Here is an 18,283-nt window from a genome sequence, read left to right on the forward strand (position 1 = left end):
GCAGACATTGACCGCAAACAGGCTCATGGCGGAAGCGGTGGGATTCGAACCCACGTGCCCTTGCGGACAACCGCATTTCGAGTGCGGCTCGTTATGACCACTTCGATACGCTTCCATAGTTTCTTAAAAAAATATAACATAAAACCAATAGCAAAATTGGCCTATATATAAAATACAGCTTTATGCTTAATTTGTCAATTCCTCTGTCTATTATTTTATGTCATGTTACTCATAATTGCCAAAAAGCGTTGGTTGAAGGGGAAAAACTTCAACCAACGCTTTTTAGCGGTCATATTTATTTTTGAGCTTGATAAACTCAATCAGAAAAATAAACTCCTTTTCCGAGTATTGCTGTGTTAGGCTCAAGATATGCTTTTGATGTGAATTTGTTACTGACTCCAGTAGCTGACCCTTCCCCTCATCCTCTGCAAAAAGTAAATAATCGGTGCTGACATTAAAGATGGTAGAAAACTTATATAATGTTTCGATACTGATTCCTCTCTGACCCCGTTCGATTAAGCCCATGTATGATGCCGACAGATTCAAAATTTCGGCCATCTGTTCAATTGTTAATTCATGTTGAGTCCGAATTAGCCGTATTTTTTTTCCGATAGCCTTGTAATCTACGCTCATATTATCACCTCATTATAACTTTAATATGATTAGCAATTAGTATTCCACACACTGACAGAATTATGTAACAGTTCTAAAAGAATTGACAAGATATGCCAACCTTGTATAAAATATAAGAAAAGATGACGACTTACTACAAAATATGATACTGATTTAAAAATAAGTATTTAATCTGATCAAAATTACGATTAAAAGTTAATTGCGACAAAGACAAATTTGTTAAATATAAGCCCGGCTTACCAGTTACATTATCTGAAGGATACAGCAAATAAGATGGCTATAGAAGGGGTGTATAGGATGCAGTGGAATATACATGATTTAGCATTGACAGACCATATCGGGAACCCAATGGACCATAAATTGTCTTTAGAGATTTTTGCCCATTCAATTGATGTAGCCATTATATCTGCTCAAATAGCTGGTGAAATAGAGCTGCCCGATCAACAGAAGCACGAATTGTTTGAAAGTGCCTTATATCATGATATTGGCAAAAGCAGAATACCACCCTCTATCCTCTATAAAAAAGGAAGGCTTACAGTAGAGGAATGGAGAACTATGAAACAGCATTGCCTTTATTCAGAGGCTTTATACTTAAAAATGCAGCTGAAAATAAAGGACAAAAATGTAAAAATCGCTAAAGCCCTGCGTTACCACCATGAGAACTGGGATGGCACAGGATATCCGGAGGGATTAAAGGGAAATGAAATTCCTCTATATAGCAGAATTATCCGTATTGCAGACATATTTGATGCTATTACGCAGCCCAGAGTATACAGGCCCTATAAAATTAAAAATACAATGTCAGTATTAGAGCGGATGAAGCGAAAGGAAATAGACCCCTTTATTTATGAAAGAAGCAAAAAAATATTAGAACAAGCTTTAAATGAAAGATTTCTTGCTAATCAAGCCAATTGGAAGGACTAGGTTAAAAAAAGGAGGAGTATTGAGAAAAAAGATAACAAAATTGTTAATAAAAAAACATAAAAAGTATCTTAATATATAATTTTATGGTATAATTTGTCTTATATTAGCAAATTGTCTGTCATATGTATTTTGATAGATTAGGCCATGGTATCATATCTTATACCATAATTAAATAAGTTTAATTTCTTAATTTTACTATAGGGAGGGTGGTGCTTAGCAATGGAAATAGAAGAGTTAGGGAAATTGCTCAATCGATTAGAGCCGCTGGAGCTGATTTTAAAACAAAATCTGATGAAACATAAAAATTTTGATACTGATTATACAAAGGATAAAATAGAAGGCTATGGCAATAAAGCATCATTCTTAGAAACTCAGCACAAAATTTTAGATGATATTATTTTGAATGCTTTTTCAAACGATTCTAATGACTTGGATGAGAATAAGGTACTCATTACGAAGCAACCCAGATTCACCCATGTTCCATTCCATCAACATGACTACTTAGAAATTATTTATGTTTTTCAGGGAGCGTGTCGCCTATATATAGAAGACCAGACCAATGAAATTCAACTAACCCAAGGGCAGCTTTGCTTTATTAATCCTGAAACAACCCATGCCTTAGGGATCCTTGGAGCCGGCGATATTGTCTTAAATATAGCAATCACGTCTTCCTTTCAGGATACAGTGTATACGGCTATGGTTTATTCTAACGATCATGCTGATCAGAGCTTTATAAATGAATGGTTTTATCAAAAGCATTTTCAAAAATATATGGTGATGAATGTAGCATCCAAGAAGTCCCAGCATACCCTTGAGGTAATTCTGATGGAATATTATGGGGGTGATTTGTTAAAGGATGATAAAATTAAATGCCTATTTATAATCTTTTTTTCAGAGCTGGAAAAGCTCCACCAAGATAGTCTTCAAGAGAGTGAAGTAGGTATTATTAGTGAAAGAATGAATGATATACTGGAATATATTTGGAAAAATATCAAGACTGTGAAGCTGGCAGATGTTGCAAAGGAGTTTGGATATCATCCAGCCTATGTAAGTCAAATGATTTATGAAAAGACCAATCGGAGCTTTGGTGAATGGGTAGTCGATACACGCTTAAAAATTGCCTGTGGTATGTTGGTTTTTAGGAAAATTGCAATACATAAGGTGGCAGCAGAGGTAGGATATAAGAACCCCGATCAATTTAATAAAGTATTTAAAGAGAAATATGGAATTTCTCCTGAAATATACAGAAAAACCAAGGGAATGAGTAATGGTGATTTAACTCGTTATGTTGAAGAAGCAATTATATATAAAGATAGGGCCAATATTATTGGGCAGCCTTAATCAGAAAAATGTTTTTATAAATTAATAATGTGGTATAATGAAATCAGTAAAATAATTAAACGAAAAAAGAACTTCTCACCGACAATAGCAAACCAACGGAAACGTTGGGACGCAAAGCTAAAGGGCCTACTCGAAAGAAAGGCAGCCTAGCCACCGAAGGATTAGTTTTTGTTGTTTTTGATCTATAGCTTTTCACCGACAATGGCAAACCAATGGAAACGTTGGGACGCAAAGCCATAGGGCCCACTCGAAAGAAGGGCAGCCTGGCTACCGAAGGGAGAGTTATCTATGAAAAAGACTTTAATCATTATGACTGTCGTCTTCTTTATATTTGCTAATATTTTTACATATGGTGCAGAAGCCCAAATTATTAGTACTGAAAACATCAATAGGGGGATTGTATCTGTTTTTTATGGACAAGCCCATCACAAAGAAATGCGGGTTTTAATTGAAAAGGACGGACAACGCTTCAGTTATCGTCTTGATGGTGAAAAAAAAGAGCGGTTTCCTTTACAGATGGGAAACGGAGCATATATTGTAAGATTAATGGAAAATACCGAAGGCAATAAATATAGGGAGATATTAAAGCAGGAAATTAAAGTAAACCTGGCAGATGATAAGATAATCTATCTAAACTCTATTCAGGAAATAAAATGGGATTCATCTTCAAAGGCAGTACAAAAAGCTTCGGAATTAACTGAAAACTTAACTGCTGATATAGATAAGGTGAGGGCAATCTATGAATATATCATTCATGAAATTGAGTATGATTATAAAAAGGCTGCTAATACTTCGTCCCATTATTTGCCTGATATTGATCATATCTTCGATACCAAGCTAGGGATATGCTATGATTATGCGTCATTATTTGCAGCCATGTTAAGAAGCCAGGGAATACCGACTCAGCTGGTCAAGGGGTATGCTTCCAATATTAATGAATATCATGCCTGGAATGAGGTTTATATCGAAGCCCTGGGGGGCTGGGTCATAATCGATACAACACAGGACGCACAATTAATAAAAAGTAATTTGAGGCCTGACATGATAAAAAGCCCTTCTGACTTTAACAGGACAAGCCATATATAGAATCGTTATTGTTCCACCCAACCGGGTGGAGTTTTTATTATTAAATTCCAGTTATATCTGGGTGATTCCGTTGTCATCAGTCATAAGATCAACCGATATTGCCTCCTTATTATGCCTTGCTTTATGGCAATTTCAACTCAGGGGAAACACAAGTTTTAACTGTAACAGGGTACTGGCACCACGTAAATTGGGGTGGGTTTTAATAATGATTGATTAATAGCTAATATGTAAAGGTATAAATGAACTATATAAACTGCAATAGAAAAAGCTTATCTTCGGTCGTCATATTGCTCGATATGGATTCTCCTCGTTCTTACTAGATGAAAATTTTCTCAGAATAACCCAAGCTTTAACTGACTAGGTACTTGCAATATGTAGGTTTGCTTTTCTTTTATATATAAATTTTTTTACATAAAAAGGGTTTTTTAAGATCATAACGAATAAATTAATTACAACTGAATTTTTCAGAAATTTCCAAAAACCATAAAAAGGCAATTTACGCCATTATTTTAAAACCAAAATGGTTTTGAGTGAGAATGAATTTAAGGAGGTTTTTATGATGTACAAAAAACTATTCATACCTGGTCCAGTCAATGTAACCCCCGATGTACTTGAAAAAATGGCCACACCCATGATTGGTCACCGTACCAAAGATGCCTCTGTTCTGCAAAGAAGTATCTCAGACAAAATGAGAAGACTGATGTATACTGAAAATGAAATATTGCTTTCCACTTCCTCAGGCAGCGGCTTGATGGAAGGAGCCATTCGTTCCTGTACTAGGCGAAGGGCTGCGGTTTTTTCTGTAGGGGCCTTTGGGGATCGCTGGTTTAAAATGGCCAAGGCTAATGGGGTGCCGGCTGATTTATTCTCCGCTGAGCTGGGAAAGGCAACAACGGCTGAAATGGTTGAATCTGCCCTCTCTACCGGTAAATATGATTTAATCACCATTACCCATAATGAAACCTCAACAGGAGTGATGAATCCTGTTGAGGAAATTGCAGCGGTTGTTAAAAAATATCCCGATGTAATATTCTGTTTAGACACCGTCAGCTCATTGGGGGGAACCAAATTACCCGTTGATGAGCTGGGGGTTGATATTTGCATCACCTCCTCACAAAAATGCCTGGGACTCCCCCCGGGAATTGCCATCTGCTCCATCTCCCAAAAAGCCCTGGAAGCTGCAAAGCAGGTTGAAAACAGAGGATTATATTTTGACCTGCTGGAACTTTACAACTACATTCAGAAAGGAGATTATCAGTATCCCTCTACCCCCAGCCTTTCCCATATGTTTGCTTTAGATTATCAATTGGATAAAATCCTTGAAGAGGGTCTTGAAAACAGATTTGCCAGACATCTTGCCATGGCAAAATATGTTCGGCAATGGGCCGTTGAAAACTTTGCAATGCTTACTGAAGAAAAGTATGCCTCCAACACCCTTACAACGGTTAAGAATACAAAGGGCATAGATGTAAAAGAGCTGAATAATCAGCTGGGTCAAAGAGGATATATGATATCTAATGGCTATGGAGATTTAAAGGATAAAACCTTCCGTATCGCCCACATGGCAGAAACAACCCTAGAGGAGATTAAGGAATTATTAGCTTTAATCGATGAATTGATTTAAAGAATCTATTTCATTAAAAGGGAGGAAGTCAGTATGTGCAAAATACTAGTAAATGATGCCATAGAAAAAAAATCCCTAGAAGAAATTGCCCAAATAGGTATTGAATTAACCCTTCATCACTATGAAAGGGAAGAATTAATGGAAAAGATTAAGGAGTTTGATGGAATTATTATTCGATCAGCCACCAGAATCGATAAAGATATCATCGATGCAGCCCTAAAAACAGGTAAATTAAAGCTAATTGTACGGGCCGGAGTAGGGCTTGATAACGTAGATGTGGATTACGCCGTATCTAATGGATTGATAGTAAAAAATACACCCGATTCCAGCAAGATTTCAGTGGCAGAACTGGCCATTGGGCATATGATAACCCTTGCCCGCAGCCTGCATCACACCAATAGAACCATGCAGGAAGGAAAGTGGCTGAAAAAACAATACCAGGGAATTGAAGTGGAGGGTAAAACCCTTGGCATAATCGGGTTTGGAAGAATCGGCCAGACCACTGCCCAAAAAGCTGCCGCCCTGGGAATGAAGGTGATTTATAATGATAGGATGCGTTCCCCAAATCATCAGGGGGAATTTGAATATGTAACAAAGGAAGAACTGCTGCAAAGATCAGATTTTATATCCTTGCATGTCCCCTTTAACAAAGAGGAAGGGCCTGTGCTGGCAAAGCGGGAATTTGATATGATGAAGGATGGCGTATATCTAATTAATTGTGCCAGGGGAGGCGTAATTTGCGAAAAAACCCTGTTAGAGGCCCTTGATTCAGGGAAGGTGGCTGGAGCCGCCCTGGATGTATTTGAAGAGGAGCCTGTGAAAAATGGGGCCATTTACCGGCATGAAAAAATATCCTTAAGCCCCCATATAGGGGCCTCAACTGAGGAAGCCCAAGAACGAATTGGTGAAGAAATCGTAAAAATCGTCAGTAGCTTTTATAAAGAGGAGTGGTTAAATGGCAATTGTGAAACCCTTTCAAGCTGTTAGGCCTAACCCCCATTTGGCCCATAGGGTAGTAGCCCTGCCCTATGATGTCATGAGTCGTGAGGAGGCAAAGGAGTTGGCAGCAGGAAATCCCTATAGCTTTTTACATGTAAGTCGTTCGGAAATAGATTTAGAGGATACGGTGAAGCCCTATGAGCCTGTCGTTTACCAGAAGGCATCGGCCAATTTAAAGGAAATGATAAATACTGGGGTACTTATTCAGGATCAGGTACCGGCATATTATATCTACAGGCAAATTATGAATGGAAGGGCCCAAACGGGAATTGTCGCCTGTGCATCCATCGATGAATATACCGGCAATATTATTAAAAAGCATGAATTTACCAGGCCAGAAAAGGAAATCGATAGAATTAATCATTTTGATTATTGTAATGCCAATACAGAACCGGTTTTCTTTGCATATCGATCCAGGATTGAAATTCAAAATATAATTCAACAGTGGACCTTGACCCATCAGCCGGTATATGATTTTACGACGGAAGATGGCATTAGCCATATGGTATGGGTCCTAGACGATATAGAGAAAGTAAAGGCCCTGGAAGCCTACTTCAAGAAAGTAGATTATCTGTATATTGCCGATGGTCATCATAGAACCGCCTCGGCAGCTAAAGTTGGTCTGAAAAGAAGGGAACAAAACCCCCATTATATAGGAACAGAGGAATTTAATTATTTTATGACGGTGATCTTCCCCGACGAAGAATTGCTGATTATGGATTATAATCGGGTAGTGAAGGATCTGAACGGTTTAACCACTGAAGCATTTCTTGATCGAGTTAAACAATTCTTTGACCTATCGCCCTATGAGGAACAGGGCCCCTGTAAGCCTACAGAACGCCATAGCTTTGGTATGTATCTGGCGGAAGGCTGGTACAGGCTGACAGCCAAGGAAGCAATCATTAATGAAAATGATCCGGTGGAACGATTAGACGTAAGTATTTTACAGAAAAATTTGCTGCAGCCAATTTTGGGAATTGAAAATCCCAGAACAGATAAACGGATCGACTTTGTTGGAGGAATACGGGGACTCAAGGAGCTGGAAAGAAGAGTAGCAACAGATATGAAGGTGGCCTTTTCCTTATATCCCCCCTCCATGGAGGAGCTATTGGCCATTGCCGATGCAGGAGAGGTCATGCCCCCTAAATCCACCTGGTTTGAGCCAAAGCTAAGGAGTGGACTATTTATACATCTATTATAATTGATAATCATAAGACAGTGGCCTGGTGTTTGGCAGGCACACTGTCTTTTTCTTTCAGTATAGAGGGAAGAATAATCAGAAATATTAAATAAAACACAATTTTTTCTTGACCTACTTGTACGTACAGGTTATAATAAAAATATAATTAAACCTGTACGTACATGTTGCTGTAATTTTGAAAAGGTTTTCAAAGGCATAATCTATCTATTCATACTCAATATTTTAGAGAAGGAGGGTTCTTTATGAGTAAATACGCCAATGACGTCAAAGAATTAGTAAAACACATTGGGGGGAAGGAAAACATTGTAACGGTTTCCCATTGTGCTACAAGAATGCGCTTTGTGTTGAGTGACCCGAAAAAAGCCGACATTAAAAGTATCGAAACCATTGGAATGGTAAAGGGAACCTTTACCCAGGCAGGACAGTTTCAGGTCATTATCGGAAACGAGGTGGCGTCCTTTTACAATGAATTTATTCGACAGACCGGCTTGAAGGAGGCCAACAAGGAAGATACAAAAATAGCAGGACGTCAAAACATGAGCTTACTCCAAAGACTTATTTCTCATTTAGGTGAAATTTTTGCTCCCCTGATTCCAGCTATTGTAGTAGGGGGGCTGATCCTTGGCTTCCGTAATGTAATCGGTGATATCAAGATGTTTCAGGAGGGTACCAGAACCCTGGTGGAAATATCTCAATTTTGGGCAGGTATGCATCATTTTCTATGGTTAATCGGTGAAGCAATCTTCCACTTCTTGCCCGTAGGGATCACCTGGTCTATTTCAAAGAAAATGGGAACTACACAGATTCTAGGAATTGTTTTAGGTATTACCCTGGTTTCTCCCCAATTACTGAATGCCTATGGGGTAGCAGGAGGCGCAGAGGCACCCTTCTGGGATTTTGGATTCGTACAAATTAATATGATTGGTTATCAAGCCCAGGTTATACCGGCAATTTTAGCAGGATTTTTATTAAGCACCATTGAACTGAAGCTTCGTGATGTAGTGCCCAGCTATATTTCAATGATTGTTGTACCCTTCTTGGCCTTGGTACCAACGGTTTTAATTGCCCATGTGGTATTGGGACCCATCGGCTGGAAAATCGGTGCAGCTATTTCCAGCGTAGTATACGCAGGGTTAACCTCAGCCTTTGGCTGGCTGTTTGCCGCTATTTTTGGCTTTAGCTACGCTCCGCTGGTTATCACTGGTCTGCACCATATGACCAATGCCATAGACCTTCAGCTTATGAGTGAACTTGGCGGAACCAACCTGTGGCCTATGATTGCCCTCTCTAACATTGCCCAGGGCTCTGCTGTTTTAGCCATGATTTATTTGAATAGGGATAACGAGGAAGAAAAACAGGTATCCATTCCTGCTGCTATTTCCTGCTATCTTGGGGTAACAGAGCCTGCTATGTTTGGTATTAATTTAAAATATGGATACCCCTTCCTGGCTGCAATGATTGGTTCGGCCCTGGCGGCGGTATTGTCGGTGGGTGCAGGTGTAATGGCTAACTCCATTGGAGTGGGGGGAATCCCAGGAATCCTGTCGATTCAGCCCAGATTTATGCTGATCTTTGCCATTGCTATGGTAATAGCCATCATCGTACCATTTGCTTTAACAATTTTCTTTAATAAACGAAAAATTACCCTTGGAAGCAAAAATAAAGCAACAGCCTAGGTTTATATTTAGGAGAAATCGATAAAAGGAAGGAACCTCGTGATCCTTCTTTTTATCATTTATGTTAGACGGGGTCAAAGGTGGCATCTGCTTTGCCGGGGAATAGAAATGTGAAAGCATAAACCTTAAGTTCTTATCAGATTAGACAGAAGCACATAACTAAAGGAGCCGATCGATATGAAGAATTTTAAAAAAAGCGTAGTCTATCAAATCTACCCAAAGTCCTTTTACGACTCCAACGGCGACGGATTCGGAGATTTAAACGGTGTGACACAAAAATTAGATTATTTAAAATATCTAGGAGTAGATTATATCTGGCTGACCCCCTTTTATATTTCCCCCCAAAGGGATAATGGCTACGATGTGGCCGATTATCAAGAAATTGATCCTCGTTTTGGAACCATGGCGGATTTCGATGCACTTGTCAAAAAAGCAGAAAAAATGGGTATCGGAGTAATGCTGGATATGGTTTTCAACCATACCTCCACTTCCCATCCTTGGTTTCAAAGAGCAATGGAGGGCGATGAGTATTTCAAGAACTTTTATATCTTTAAGGAGCCCAAGGATGGAGGGGAGCCGACCAATTGGCTTTCCAAATTTGGAGGTTCTGCCTGGGAGTATGTAGAAGAATTCGACCAGTATTATCTTCATCTATTCGATGTGACCCAGGCCGATCTTAACTGGGAGAATTCTGCCCTAAGAAGGGAAATATATAAAATCGTAGATTTTTGGATTGAAAAAGGAGTGAAGGGCTTTCGACTGGATGTAATTAACCTGATTTCCAAGCCCCAAGAATTTCAGGATGACCCCGATGGTGACGGTCGAAGATTTTACACCGATGGGCCCTGCATTCATGACTATTTAAAGGAATTGAATCGAGAGACCTTTGGGAAGCACCCCGATATCATTACGGTTGGTGAAATGTCCTCTACAACCATCGATCATTGTATTAAATACTCAAACCCCGGGGAAAAGGAGCTATCAATGGTTTTTAACTTTCATCATTTAAAGGTGGATTATGAAAATGGGGATAAATGGACCCTAATGGATTTCGATTTGATTGCCCTGAAAAAAATATTGAATGAGTGGCAATTGGGGATACAGCAGGGAAATGGTTGGAATGCAGTTTTCTGGTGTAATCATGATCAGCCAAGGGCGGTATCTCGATTTGGAGATGATGAAAGATATCATCAAGAATCAGCCAAAATGCTGGCCACAGCCATTCATTTACTGCGGGGGACCCCCTATATTTATCAGGGAGAGGAATTTGGCATGACCAATCCCCATTTTAATAAGATAAAGCAGTATAATGACGTAGAATCAATTAATCACTACCATATTTTAAGGGAGAAGGGAAAGAGCGAAGAAGAAGTAATGGCAATTTTACAGGCTAAATCCAGAGACAATGGCCGTACGCCGGTGCAATGGAATAACAGGCCCCATGGAGGCTTCACTTCCGGTACCCCCTGGCTTTCGGTGGCCCACAACTATCAACAGATTAACGCAGAAGCAGCAATAGAGGACCCAAATTCAATTTTTCATCACTATCGAAAACTAATTGCCCTAAGGAAGGAATACGACATCATTGCCTATGGGGACTATTATCCAATCTTAGAGGATCATCAGGAAATCTACGCCTATTTAAGACAGTATAAGGCAGATAAGCTGCTGGTTATTAATAACTTCTATGGAAGGGAAGCCTTATTTCAATTGCCAAATCAAATTAATCCAGTAGAATATCACATTAGTATGTTAATTAGCAATTACCAAAATTCTTCTAATAAAATTGAGAAAATAAAGTTAAGGCCCTACGAGTCAGTCGTATATTACCTTGAAAAAAAGAAATAAAAATGCTAAAATAACTTGGGTGATAAATGATGGACCACAAATATCTTGTAATTTACAATCAGATGATTGTTAAAATAGAAAGCGGACAAATAAAGGCCAACGATAAGCTGCCATCAGAAAATGAGCTGATGCAGGAGTATGGTGTATCAAGAGACACCATTCGGAAGGCCTTAGATTTGTTGGAGCGGAATGGTTACATTTTGAAAATTAAAGGGAAGGGCTCCTTTGTATTGGATATAGACAAATATGAATTTCCAGTTTCAGGCTTAACCAGCTTTAAAGAGCTATCTCAGCGATTGGGAGTGGAATCAAATACCATTGTTGAAGAATTGGAGCAGATTTACCCCGATGAGTATTTAAGCAAGCAACTGGAAATTTCTGAAGAAGAACCCCTATGGAAGGTCATTCGGGTTAGAAAAATTGGCGATCAAAGAATTATCCTTGATAAGGATTACCTGTTACAACAATATGTACCCCAATTGACAGAGGAAATCTGCAAAGATTCTATTTATGAGTATATTGAAAATAGCCTGGGTCTTAAAATTAGCTTTGCTAAGAAGGAAATAACCCTTCAACAGGCCAGTGAAGAGGATAAAAGGTATTTGGATTTTGACAACTACAATATGATCGTTGTCGTTAAAAATCATATTTTTTTAGAAAGTGGAAATCTTTTTCAATATACGGAATCAAGACACCGACCGGATAAATTTAGGTTTGTTGACTTTGCAAGAAGGCAACACTAAAGCCCACTACCTTATCATTTAAATGATGAAAGGCATTGGGGCAGCAGATTAAAAGACTGTGGAGGGGTACCGTGGATAAATATGTCATTACTAAAATTCTCAGTAATAATGTAGTTTTAGTTGAAAATGAACAAAATAACTATGTGTTTGTAGGAAAGGGTATCGGCTTTGGCAGAAAAAAAGGCGATACCCTTGACAGCCTTAAGGAAATAGAACAGAAGTTTATTTCCCTTGAGGGATTAAAGGATGATGAATATGACGGCTTTTTTGATACCGTTGACCCTCGCATTATTGAGCTTTGCAAAAAAATCAACGAGCTGGTGGAGGCAGAGCTTGGTCAGGACTTAAGTGCAGGTATTAATATAGGCTTAATTGATCACATTAACTTCGCCATCAAAAGGCTTAAAGAGGGCGTTGAAATTGTCAATCCCTTTCTATATGAAACAAAGCTTTTGTACCCCCTGGAATATAGCCTTGCCCTACGGGCAGTTATGATGCTGAAGGAAAAGCTGAATATGGATATCCCTGAGGCAGAGGTTGGGTTTTTGGCCCTGCATTTTCACGGTGGGATGGGAGCCGGTGACAAAACCAGAGCCCTGGAACATTCAATGGTAATGAATAAAATGCTCCACTATGTGGAGGAAAGGCTGGGAATCCATTTGGAAAGGGATTCCTTTGAGTATAAACGCTTTTTGATGCATTTAAGCGGTGTGATAAATCGGGCTGAAAAAAAGGAAAAACTGATCAATACATGCCTTTTTAAGCTTAAGGAGGATCTGGCCATTGAATACAAAATTGCCTGGGATCTTTCTAAAATGATACAAAATGCTCTGAAATTAACCATTAAAGAGGAAGAACTAATCTTTATGGCAATTCATATCCATAAATTAAGCGGTATGGAAAACCGTAAGGAGGGTACAAAATAATGCTAACCCTCCTTACGGTTTTTATCGACAAAAAATATTAAAAAATTAGAAAAGTGTTGTCAAGGAAAACGTTTCATGTTAATATGCTATTAAGAATAAATATGATTTACGTGTTACTGATACGATCAGGCATGAGTAAAAGTATAGGTTAGGAGGGTATTGGCCCCGTCTCTGTGCTTTTGTTCATGCCTTTTTTTACGTAGAATCATATTAAAAAGGAGATGATATTATTGCTTAGAAAGTTATTTGGACTTGGGAAGAAAAAAGACGACATAGAAGTAATCCATAATGCAAACGATAAAGTAGCAGGACAAATTTTAGAAGCTCTGGGGGGAAAAGAAAACATTTTGGGCCTGGATGCCTGTGTAACCAGACTGAGGGTTCAGCTTAAGGATATAGTCCAGGCTAACCAGGAGCAAATCAAAGAACTGGGGGCCACAGAGATATTTTCCAATGGAAGTAATATACAGGCCGTATTTGGTGTTCAATCTGTGAAGCTCAAGCAGGAGATCGAAAAGCTAATAGAAGGCAAGGAGGGTACCGGGAAGAAAGGGTTTGTAATCCCCTTAGAAGGAAAATTACTTGAGCTCAATCAAGTACCCGATGAAGTCTTCGCCAGCAAAATGATGGGAGATGGCTTTGCCATTGAACCAAGCCATGGAGAAGTGGTTTCTCCGGTGACTGGTACCATAACCACCATATTTCCTACTAAGCATGCCATTGGTATTACCGCTGGGGATGGCCTAGATATTTTAGTTCATATAGGAATTGATACTGTTAACCTTAAGGGAAAGGGTTTTGAGCTTCTGGTTAACGAAGGAGACTCAGTACAGGCCGGACAGCCGATTCTTCAAGTGGATTTAGAAGAAATTAAAACCAATGCAAAGTCAATTATTTCACCAATCATCTTTACAAATCTTTCTCAAGACCAGCACGTTACCTTTAAAGCAGGTACACAGGCGAAGCGGGGCGAGGAAAACGTAGTGATGATTCAATAGCTGGCCTCATTGCCAAGCTGATAAATTAGTATATTTCGTTAAGGAGGAAAATAAAATGGAAAAAAACGTTAGTGTACAAAATGACTCAGGTATTCATGCAAGACCGGCGGCAATGCTGGTAAAGGTGGCGGCTCAGTTTAAATCAGATATTAATATAGAATATCAAGGTAAGGTAATTAATGCAAAATCAATTATGAATATTTTAAGTGCAGGGCTGCAAAAAGGTAATGAAATTAAAATTGTTGCCAATGGGCCAGATGAAGAAGCTGCACTGGCAGCCATTGTTGATCTGTTTAATACAAAATTTGGCGAGTAGGCTGGAGGTGTTAAAATGTTAAAGGCAACAGGTGCTTCTCCGGGATTTGCCCTGGGGAAGGTATTGGTCGTTAGAAATGAGCCCGTTATCCTTGAAAAGGAACCCATTGAAGATATTTCTCAGGAAAAAGAAAAGTTTCTGGGTGCCATTGAGGCTTCTAAAAAGGAAATTGAGCAGATTAGAGAAAAGGCATTAAAAGAGCTGGGGGAGCAAAAAGCAGCTATTTTCGATGCCCATAAAATGATATTGGATGACCCCGAATTAATTCAAGGGACAATAAACAAAATTGAAAGTGAAAGGCTTAATGGAGCCTATGCCCTTAGTAAAACAGCCGAAGAATTTATTGCTATTTTTGAAGCGATGGATAACGATTATATGAGGGAAAGAGTCGCAGATATAAAAGACGTAACTGATCGTGTAATTCGTACAATTACAGGGCAAAAGAAAACTGATTTAGCTTCCTTAGAGGAGGATGTTATTCTTGTTGCTCATGATTTAACACCCTCTGAAACCGCTACAATGGATAAGGAACGGGTGATGGGCTTTTTAACCAATATAGGGGGCAGAACCTCCCACACGGCCATAATGGCAAGATCCTTGGAGATTCCTGCAGTGGTAGGTTTAAAAGATATAACTGAAGCCTTAAAGACAGGAGATTTTGCTATATTAGACGGTGAAGGAGGAACTGTAATCGTTAATCCTTCCAAGGAGGAAATCAAAAAGTACGAAGGGCTAAAAGAGGCCTATGTTACTGAACGAAAAGCCTTGGATGCCATTAAGGGTCAGGAAAGCATCACGAAGGATGGCAGACGGGTAGAATTGGCAGGGAATATTGGTACTACCCAGGATATAACAGGCCTGATTAAAAATGATGCCGAAGGAGTAGGACTCTTTAGAACAGAGTTTATTTATATGAATCGAGAGACCCTGCCCAGTGAGGAAGAGCAATTTGAAGCCTATAAACAAGTATTGGAAGCGATGAACCCGAAGCCCATTGTCATTCGTACCCTGGATATTGGCGGAGATAAAAATCTCTCATACTTGAAAATTGGGGAAGAAATGAACCCATTCCTTGGATATCGTGCCATTCGGCTATGCCTGAAGGAACAAAAAATATTCAAAGATCAGTTGAGGGCCTTACTGAGGGCCAGTGTATACGGTAAATTGAAGATTATGTTCCCAATGATATCCAATTTGAAAGAGCTTCTTGAGGCTAAAGAAGTGCTAAATGAAGTGAAAGCTGATTTAGACAGGGAAGGCATTGCCTATCAACATGATATAGAAGTGGGAATGATGATTGAAGTTCCATCGGCGGCCGTGATGAGTGATGTGCTGGCAAAACATGTAGATTTCTTTAGTATTGGTACAAATGACCTTATCCAATATACCTGTGCGGTAGATCGAATGAATGAAAAAATACATCACCTGTATCAGCCCTTTAACCCGGCCGTGTTAAGATTGATTAAAACAGTCATTGATAATGGTCACCGGGAAGGAATTTGGGTTGGTATGTGCGGTGAATCTGCCGGCGACCAAAGAATGATACCAATCCTGTTAGGAATGGGATTAGATGAATTCAGCATGAGCCCCTTATCCATTCTTCCGGCCAGAAAGCTGATCAGAAGCCTGAGCCTTGAGGAGGCCCAAAAACTTGCTGAAGAGGTACTGAAGCTGTCTACTGCTGAAGAGATAGAGAATTACCTCGAAACTAAAAGCTTATAATTTATATAGAAAAAGGAGCCCTGGGCTTCTTTTTTATATATGAAAAGCTGTATAGAAGCCCTGTTCACAGGAAAGGAATGGATAAGCCACAGCAAAAATGTTAAAATGAATATAACAGGTCAAAAGGAGTGAGATAATGGAATTTAAACAGTTTGGAACAAAATACGTCATTCGTTTAGACAAAGGGGAAGAAATTGTATCGACCCTTAAGGAGTTTTGTCAACAGCAAAAAATTACCCTCGGATGGGTAAAGGGGATTGGCGCCGTTGATCAAGCCACCATCGGGCTCTTTGAGGTGGATAAAAAAGAGTACCATTCAACTGAGCTTAAAGGCGATTATGAAATCACCAGTCTTTTAGGGAATATCTCGACCATGAATGATGAAGTATATCTTCATCTTCATATCAATCTTTCCGATAAAGATCATCAAACCTATGGCGGACATCTTAACGCTGCTGTAATCAGTGCTACTGGTGAACTTTTAGTGGAGGCAATCGAAGGAACCGTTAACCGGGCCTTTAGTAATGAAGTTGGTTTAAACCTATATCAATTTTAATCTTTGTTATCCCCTGGATAAAAAATAAATCCGGGGGTTTTTTTATGCCCAATAGGTACCTTTCCCTCCAGGCTTCATAAAATACAAATAGACAGTAGACTCAATAGATCATACAGGTATCGGAAGGAGGAAAGCTAGAAATTGTTTTCATAAAATAGGGTAGGGGATCAAAGAGAAGATAGAACAATTACTTGGAGGGATCAGAATGTTTGCAGGAAAAACCCTTCTCATTACCGGTGGAACAGGCTCCTTTGGTAATGCAGTATTAAATAGATTTCTAAAATCCAGTATCAAAGAAATTAGAATCTTTAGCCGTGACGAAAAGAAGCAAAGCGATATGAGAATTCGATATCAAAGTGATAAAATCAAATTTTACATTGGTGATATTAGAGATTATAATAGCATTTATCAGGCAACAAAGGGTGTAGACTACATCTTTAACGCAGCTGCTTTAAAGCAGGTGCCCTCCTGTGAGTTTAATCCAATGGAGGCGGTAAAAACCAATATCATAGGAACAAACAATGTATTGGAAGCTGCCATAGAAAACGGTGTAAAAAAGGTAATAGGCCTCAGTACAGACAAGGCAGTATATCCAATTAATGCTATGGGGCAATCCAAGGCCCTGATGGAAAAGCTGATCATTGCTAAATCAAGGAATTTAAATAAGGGAACGCTTCTTAGCTGCGTACGGTACGGTAATGTTTTGGCCACCAGGGGCTCTATTGTTCCCCGACTGGTGGAACAAATCAAGCAGGGAGAATGTCTAACCATTACCAATCCCCAGATGACAAGATTCCTCATGTCAATGGATGATGCAATTAATTTGGTCATTCATGCCTTTAAATATGGCCATAACGGAGAAATCTTTGTACTCAGATCCCCTGCCGCCACTGTAGCAGATTTGGCACAAGCAATAAAGGAAATCTTTAAGATTGAGGCCGCCACAAAGATTATAGGAATTCGACATGGAGAAAAGTATCACGAAACCCTGGTAACCCACGAGGAAATGGCCAGGGCAGAAGAATTAAAAAATTATTATATAATAAAGCCCGATGATCGAGATTTGAATTATGGTAATAATGATGACGTACAAGGAACCCTCTCCGACTCCCTGGAGGCAGGCTATAACTCCTTTAATGCTCCCCGCTTATCGGTCAGTCAAATCAAAAAAATACTATTAAAGCTGCCCTATATTAAAGAAGAGCTAAAGGAATATAAGAGAATGTCAGGGGTAAAAGAAAAATAATGATATTAACAACAGCTGAAACGATAGAACGGGGAAGAATTCCCCAGGGGATTCCCCGTCTGTCGACCTCTCTTTTGACAGGGATATTGTCAGAATTATATAAAAACAGTATTTACAATTGTAAAGAACTATGATACACTATAACAATAATTTTTATAGCATTGATCTGGAAGCTTATATTTTGATTAAGGGGGTTTTTATTACAGAATAACTCAATGGTCTAATCAATTGAAGGTAATTTGTTTTGACCGATAAATAAAATAATCTTATCCAGAGCGGTGGAGGGACTGGCCCAATGAAACCCGGCAACAGCCAACCTGTTATGACAGGCTGGAAATGTGCTAATTCCTGCAGCCCATGGCTGAAAGATAAGGAGATTGTGTAAAAGGCATATATAAAAGCATGCTGCCGCTTCTTATCTAAAGAGGTGGTTTTTTTATACAA

Annotated in this window: 17 protein-coding genes, 1 tRNA gene and 3 riboswitches; of the genes, 16 read left to right on the forward strand and 2 right to left on the reverse strand. The window is 39.2% G+C overall.

What is annotated here, in order from left to right; genetic code table 11:
* Positions 1 to 26: 26 nt before the first annotated feature.
* Positions 27 to 115: transfer RNA gene (locus ACYQ1I_RS14725), tRNA-Ser, on the reverse strand.
* Between the two features lie 167 nt (positions 116 to 282).
* Positions 283 to 633, reverse strand: a complete 351-nt coding sequence (locus ACYQ1I_RS14730) for a helix-turn-helix domain-containing protein (RefSeq protein ID WP_459766632.1) — start codon at positions 631 to 633, stop codon at positions 283 to 285.
* 297 nt (positions 634 to 930) lie between these two features.
* Here ACYQ1I_RS14730 and ACYQ1I_RS14735 point away from each other — a divergent pair, with 297 nt between their 5' ends.
* The 16 genes from ACYQ1I_RS14735 to ACYQ1I_RS14810 all read left to right on the forward strand — a co-directional run bounded on the left by ACYQ1I_RS14735 (position 931) and on the right by ACYQ1I_RS14810 (position 17,973).
* On the forward strand, positions 931 to 1,557 hold the full coding sequence (locus tag ACYQ1I_RS14735) for an HD-GYP domain-containing protein (protein ID WP_459766634.1): 627 nt from the start codon (positions 931 to 933) through the stop codon (positions 1,555 to 1,557).
* A 219-nt stretch (positions 1,558 to 1,776) separates the two neighbouring features.
* Positions 1,777 to 2,898: an AraC family transcriptional regulator gene (locus ACYQ1I_RS14740; protein WP_459766636.1), complete on the forward strand. Its 1,122-nt coding sequence runs from the start codon at positions 1,777 to 1,779 to the stop codon at positions 2,896 to 2,898.
* Between the two features lie 76 nt (positions 2,899 to 2,974).
* A riboswitch (cyclic di-GMP riboswitch) is annotated at positions 2,975 to 3,056 on the forward strand.
* 35 nt (positions 3,057 to 3,091) lie between these two features.
* Positions 3,092 to 3,173, forward strand: a riboswitch (cyclic di-GMP riboswitch).
* Positions 3,174 to 3,186: 13 nt separating this feature from the next.
* The gene (locus tag ACYQ1I_RS14745) at positions 3,187 to 3,984 is read left to right on the forward strand and encodes a transglutaminase-like domain-containing protein (protein ID WP_459766638.1); all 798 of its coding nucleotides are present in this window, start codon (positions 3,187 to 3,189) and stop codon (positions 3,982 to 3,984) included.
* A gap of 559 nt (positions 3,985 to 4,543) precedes the next feature.
* Positions 4,544 to 5,608, forward strand: coding sequence for a pyridoxal-phosphate-dependent aminotransferase family protein (locus ACYQ1I_RS14750; RefSeq protein WP_459766640.1), 1,065 nt, complete (start codon positions 4,544 to 4,546; stop codon positions 5,606 to 5,608).
* Between the two features lie 33 nt (positions 5,609 to 5,641).
* A complete protein-coding gene (locus ACYQ1I_RS14755) occupies positions 5,642 to 6,595 on the forward strand; it encodes a D-2-hydroxyacid dehydrogenase (RefSeq protein ID WP_459766642.1) in 954 nt (317 codons plus the stop codon).
* Positions 6,564 to 7,808 carry a DUF1015 domain-containing protein gene (locus tag ACYQ1I_RS14760; RefSeq protein ID WP_459766644.1) on the forward strand — a complete coding sequence of 415 codons (1,245 nt, stop codon included), beginning with the start codon at positions 6,564 to 6,566 and terminating at the stop codon, positions 7,806 to 7,808. Before ACYQ1I_RS14755 ends, ACYQ1I_RS14760 begins: the two co-directional genes overlap by 32 nt.
* Positions 7,809 to 8,050: 242 nt before the next feature.
* Entirely contained in the window at positions 8,051 to 9,484 is a 1,434-nt protein-coding gene (gene treP, locus ACYQ1I_RS14765) for a PTS system trehalose-specific EIIBC component (RefSeq protein WP_459766646.1), read from the forward strand.
* 177 nt (positions 9,485 to 9,661) lie between these two features.
* Complete coding sequence (treC, locus tag ACYQ1I_RS14770; protein WP_459766648.1) at positions 9,662 to 11,332, forward strand: alpha,alpha-phosphotrehalase; 1,671 nt, start codon at positions 9,662 to 9,664, stop codon at positions 11,330 to 11,332.
* A 29-nt stretch (positions 11,333 to 11,361) separates the two neighbouring features.
* Positions 11,362 to 12,075, forward strand: a complete 714-nt coding sequence (gene treR / locus ACYQ1I_RS14775) for a trehalose operon repressor (protein WP_459766650.1) — start codon at positions 11,362 to 11,364, stop codon at positions 12,073 to 12,075.
* A 71-nt stretch (positions 12,076 to 12,146) separates the two neighbouring features.
* Positions 12,147 to 13,001: a PRD domain-containing protein gene (locus tag ACYQ1I_RS14780; protein WP_459766652.1), complete on the forward strand. Its 855-nt coding sequence runs from the start codon at positions 12,147 to 12,149 to the stop codon at positions 12,999 to 13,001.
* Positions 13,002 to 13,231: 230 nt separating this feature from the next.
* The gene (locus ACYQ1I_RS14785) at positions 13,232 to 13,999 is read left to right on the forward strand and encodes a PTS sugar transporter subunit IIAB (protein WP_459766654.1); all 768 of its coding nucleotides are present in this window, start codon (positions 13,232 to 13,234) and stop codon (positions 13,997 to 13,999) included.
* A 55-nt stretch (positions 14,000 to 14,054) separates the two neighbouring features.
* Positions 14,055 to 14,315: an HPr family phosphocarrier protein gene (locus ACYQ1I_RS14790; RefSeq protein WP_459766656.1), complete on the forward strand. Its 261-nt coding sequence runs from the start codon at positions 14,055 to 14,057 to the stop codon at positions 14,313 to 14,315.
* 15 nt (positions 14,316 to 14,330) lie between these two features.
* Positions 14,331 to 16,037, forward strand: a complete 1,707-nt coding sequence (gene ptsP, locus ACYQ1I_RS14795; protein ID WP_459766658.1) for a phosphoenolpyruvate--protein phosphotransferase — start codon at positions 14,331 to 14,333, stop codon at positions 16,035 to 16,037.
* 136 nt (positions 16,038 to 16,173) lie between these two features.
* Positions 16,174 to 16,593, forward strand: coding sequence for a PPC domain-containing DNA-binding protein (locus ACYQ1I_RS14800; protein WP_459766660.1), 420 nt, complete (start codon positions 16,174 to 16,176; stop codon positions 16,591 to 16,593).
* A 205-nt stretch (positions 16,594 to 16,798) separates the two neighbouring features.
* Positions 16,799 to 17,839, forward strand: a complete 1,041-nt coding sequence (locus ACYQ1I_RS14805) for a polysaccharide biosynthesis protein (RefSeq protein WP_459766662.1) — start codon at positions 16,799 to 16,801, stop codon at positions 17,837 to 17,839.
* A complete protein-coding gene (locus ACYQ1I_RS14810) occupies positions 17,839 to 17,973 on the forward strand; it encodes a hypothetical protein (protein WP_459766664.1) in 135 nt (44 codons plus the stop codon). The genes ACYQ1I_RS14805 and ACYQ1I_RS14810 overlap by 1 nt, the downstream gene beginning before the upstream one ends.
* A 129-nt stretch (positions 17,974 to 18,102) precedes the next feature.
* Positions 18,103 to 18,214: riboswitch (SAM riboswitch) on the forward strand.
* The last annotated feature ends 69 nt before the right edge of the window (positions 18,215 to 18,283 follow it).

The organism is Alkaliphilus crotonatoxidans, from assembly GCF_054658015.1.

What these genes read in the sequence shown, in the direction of transcription:
- ACYQ1I_RS14760 (WP_459766644.1), top strand. Translation starts at nt 6,564, where the DNA reads ATGGCAATTGTGAAACCCTTTCAAGCTGTTAGGCCTAACCCCCATTTG.
- ACYQ1I_RS14810 (WP_459766664.1), top strand. Translation starts at nt 17,839, where the DNA reads ATGATATTAACAACAGCTGAAACGATAGAACGGGGAAGAATTCCCCAG.
- ACYQ1I_RS14800 (WP_459766660.1), top strand. Translation starts at nt 16,174, where the DNA reads ATGGAATTTAAACAGTTTGGAACAAAATACGTCATTCGTTTAGACAAA.
- ACYQ1I_RS14735 (WP_459766634.1), top strand. Translation starts at nt 931, where the DNA reads ATGCAGTGGAATATACATGATTTAGCATTGACAGACCATATCGGGAAC.
- ACYQ1I_RS14740 (WP_459766636.1), top strand. Translation starts at nt 1,777, where the DNA reads ATGGAAATAGAAGAGTTAGGGAAATTGCTCAATCGATTAGAGCCGCTG.
- treC (WP_459766648.1), top strand. Translation starts at nt 9,662, where the DNA reads ATGAAGAATTTTAAAAAAAGCGTAGTCTATCAAATCTACCCAAAGTCC.
- ptsP (WP_459766658.1), top strand. Translation starts at nt 14,331, where the DNA reads ATGTTAAAGGCAACAGGTGCTTCTCCGGGATTTGCCCTGGGGAAGGTA.
- ACYQ1I_RS14745 (WP_459766638.1), top strand. Translation starts at nt 3,187, where the DNA reads ATGAAAAAGACTTTAATCATTATGACTGTCGTCTTCTTTATATTTGCT.
- treR (WP_459766650.1), top strand. Translation starts at nt 11,362, where the DNA reads ATGGACCACAAATATCTTGTAATTTACAATCAGATGATTGTTAAAATA.
- ACYQ1I_RS14805 (WP_459766662.1), top strand. Translation starts at nt 16,799, where the DNA reads ATGTTTGCAGGAAAAACCCTTCTCATTACCGGTGGAACAGGCTCCTTT.
- ACYQ1I_RS14730 (WP_459766632.1), bottom strand. Translation starts at nt 633, where the DNA reads ATGAGCGTAGATTACAAGGCTATCGGAAAAAAAATACGGCTAATTCGG.
- ACYQ1I_RS14755 (WP_459766642.1), top strand. Translation starts at nt 5,642, where the DNA reads ATGTGCAAAATACTAGTAAATGATGCCATAGAAAAAAAATCCCTAGAA.
- ACYQ1I_RS14790 (WP_459766656.1), top strand. Translation starts at nt 14,055, where the DNA reads ATGGAAAAAAACGTTAGTGTACAAAATGACTCAGGTATTCATGCAAGA.
- ACYQ1I_RS14750 (WP_459766640.1), top strand. Translation starts at nt 4,544, where the DNA reads ATGTACAAAAAACTATTCATACCTGGTCCAGTCAATGTAACCCCCGAT.
- treP (WP_459766646.1), top strand. Translation starts at nt 8,051, where the DNA reads ATGAGTAAATACGCCAATGACGTCAAAGAATTAGTAAAACACATTGGG.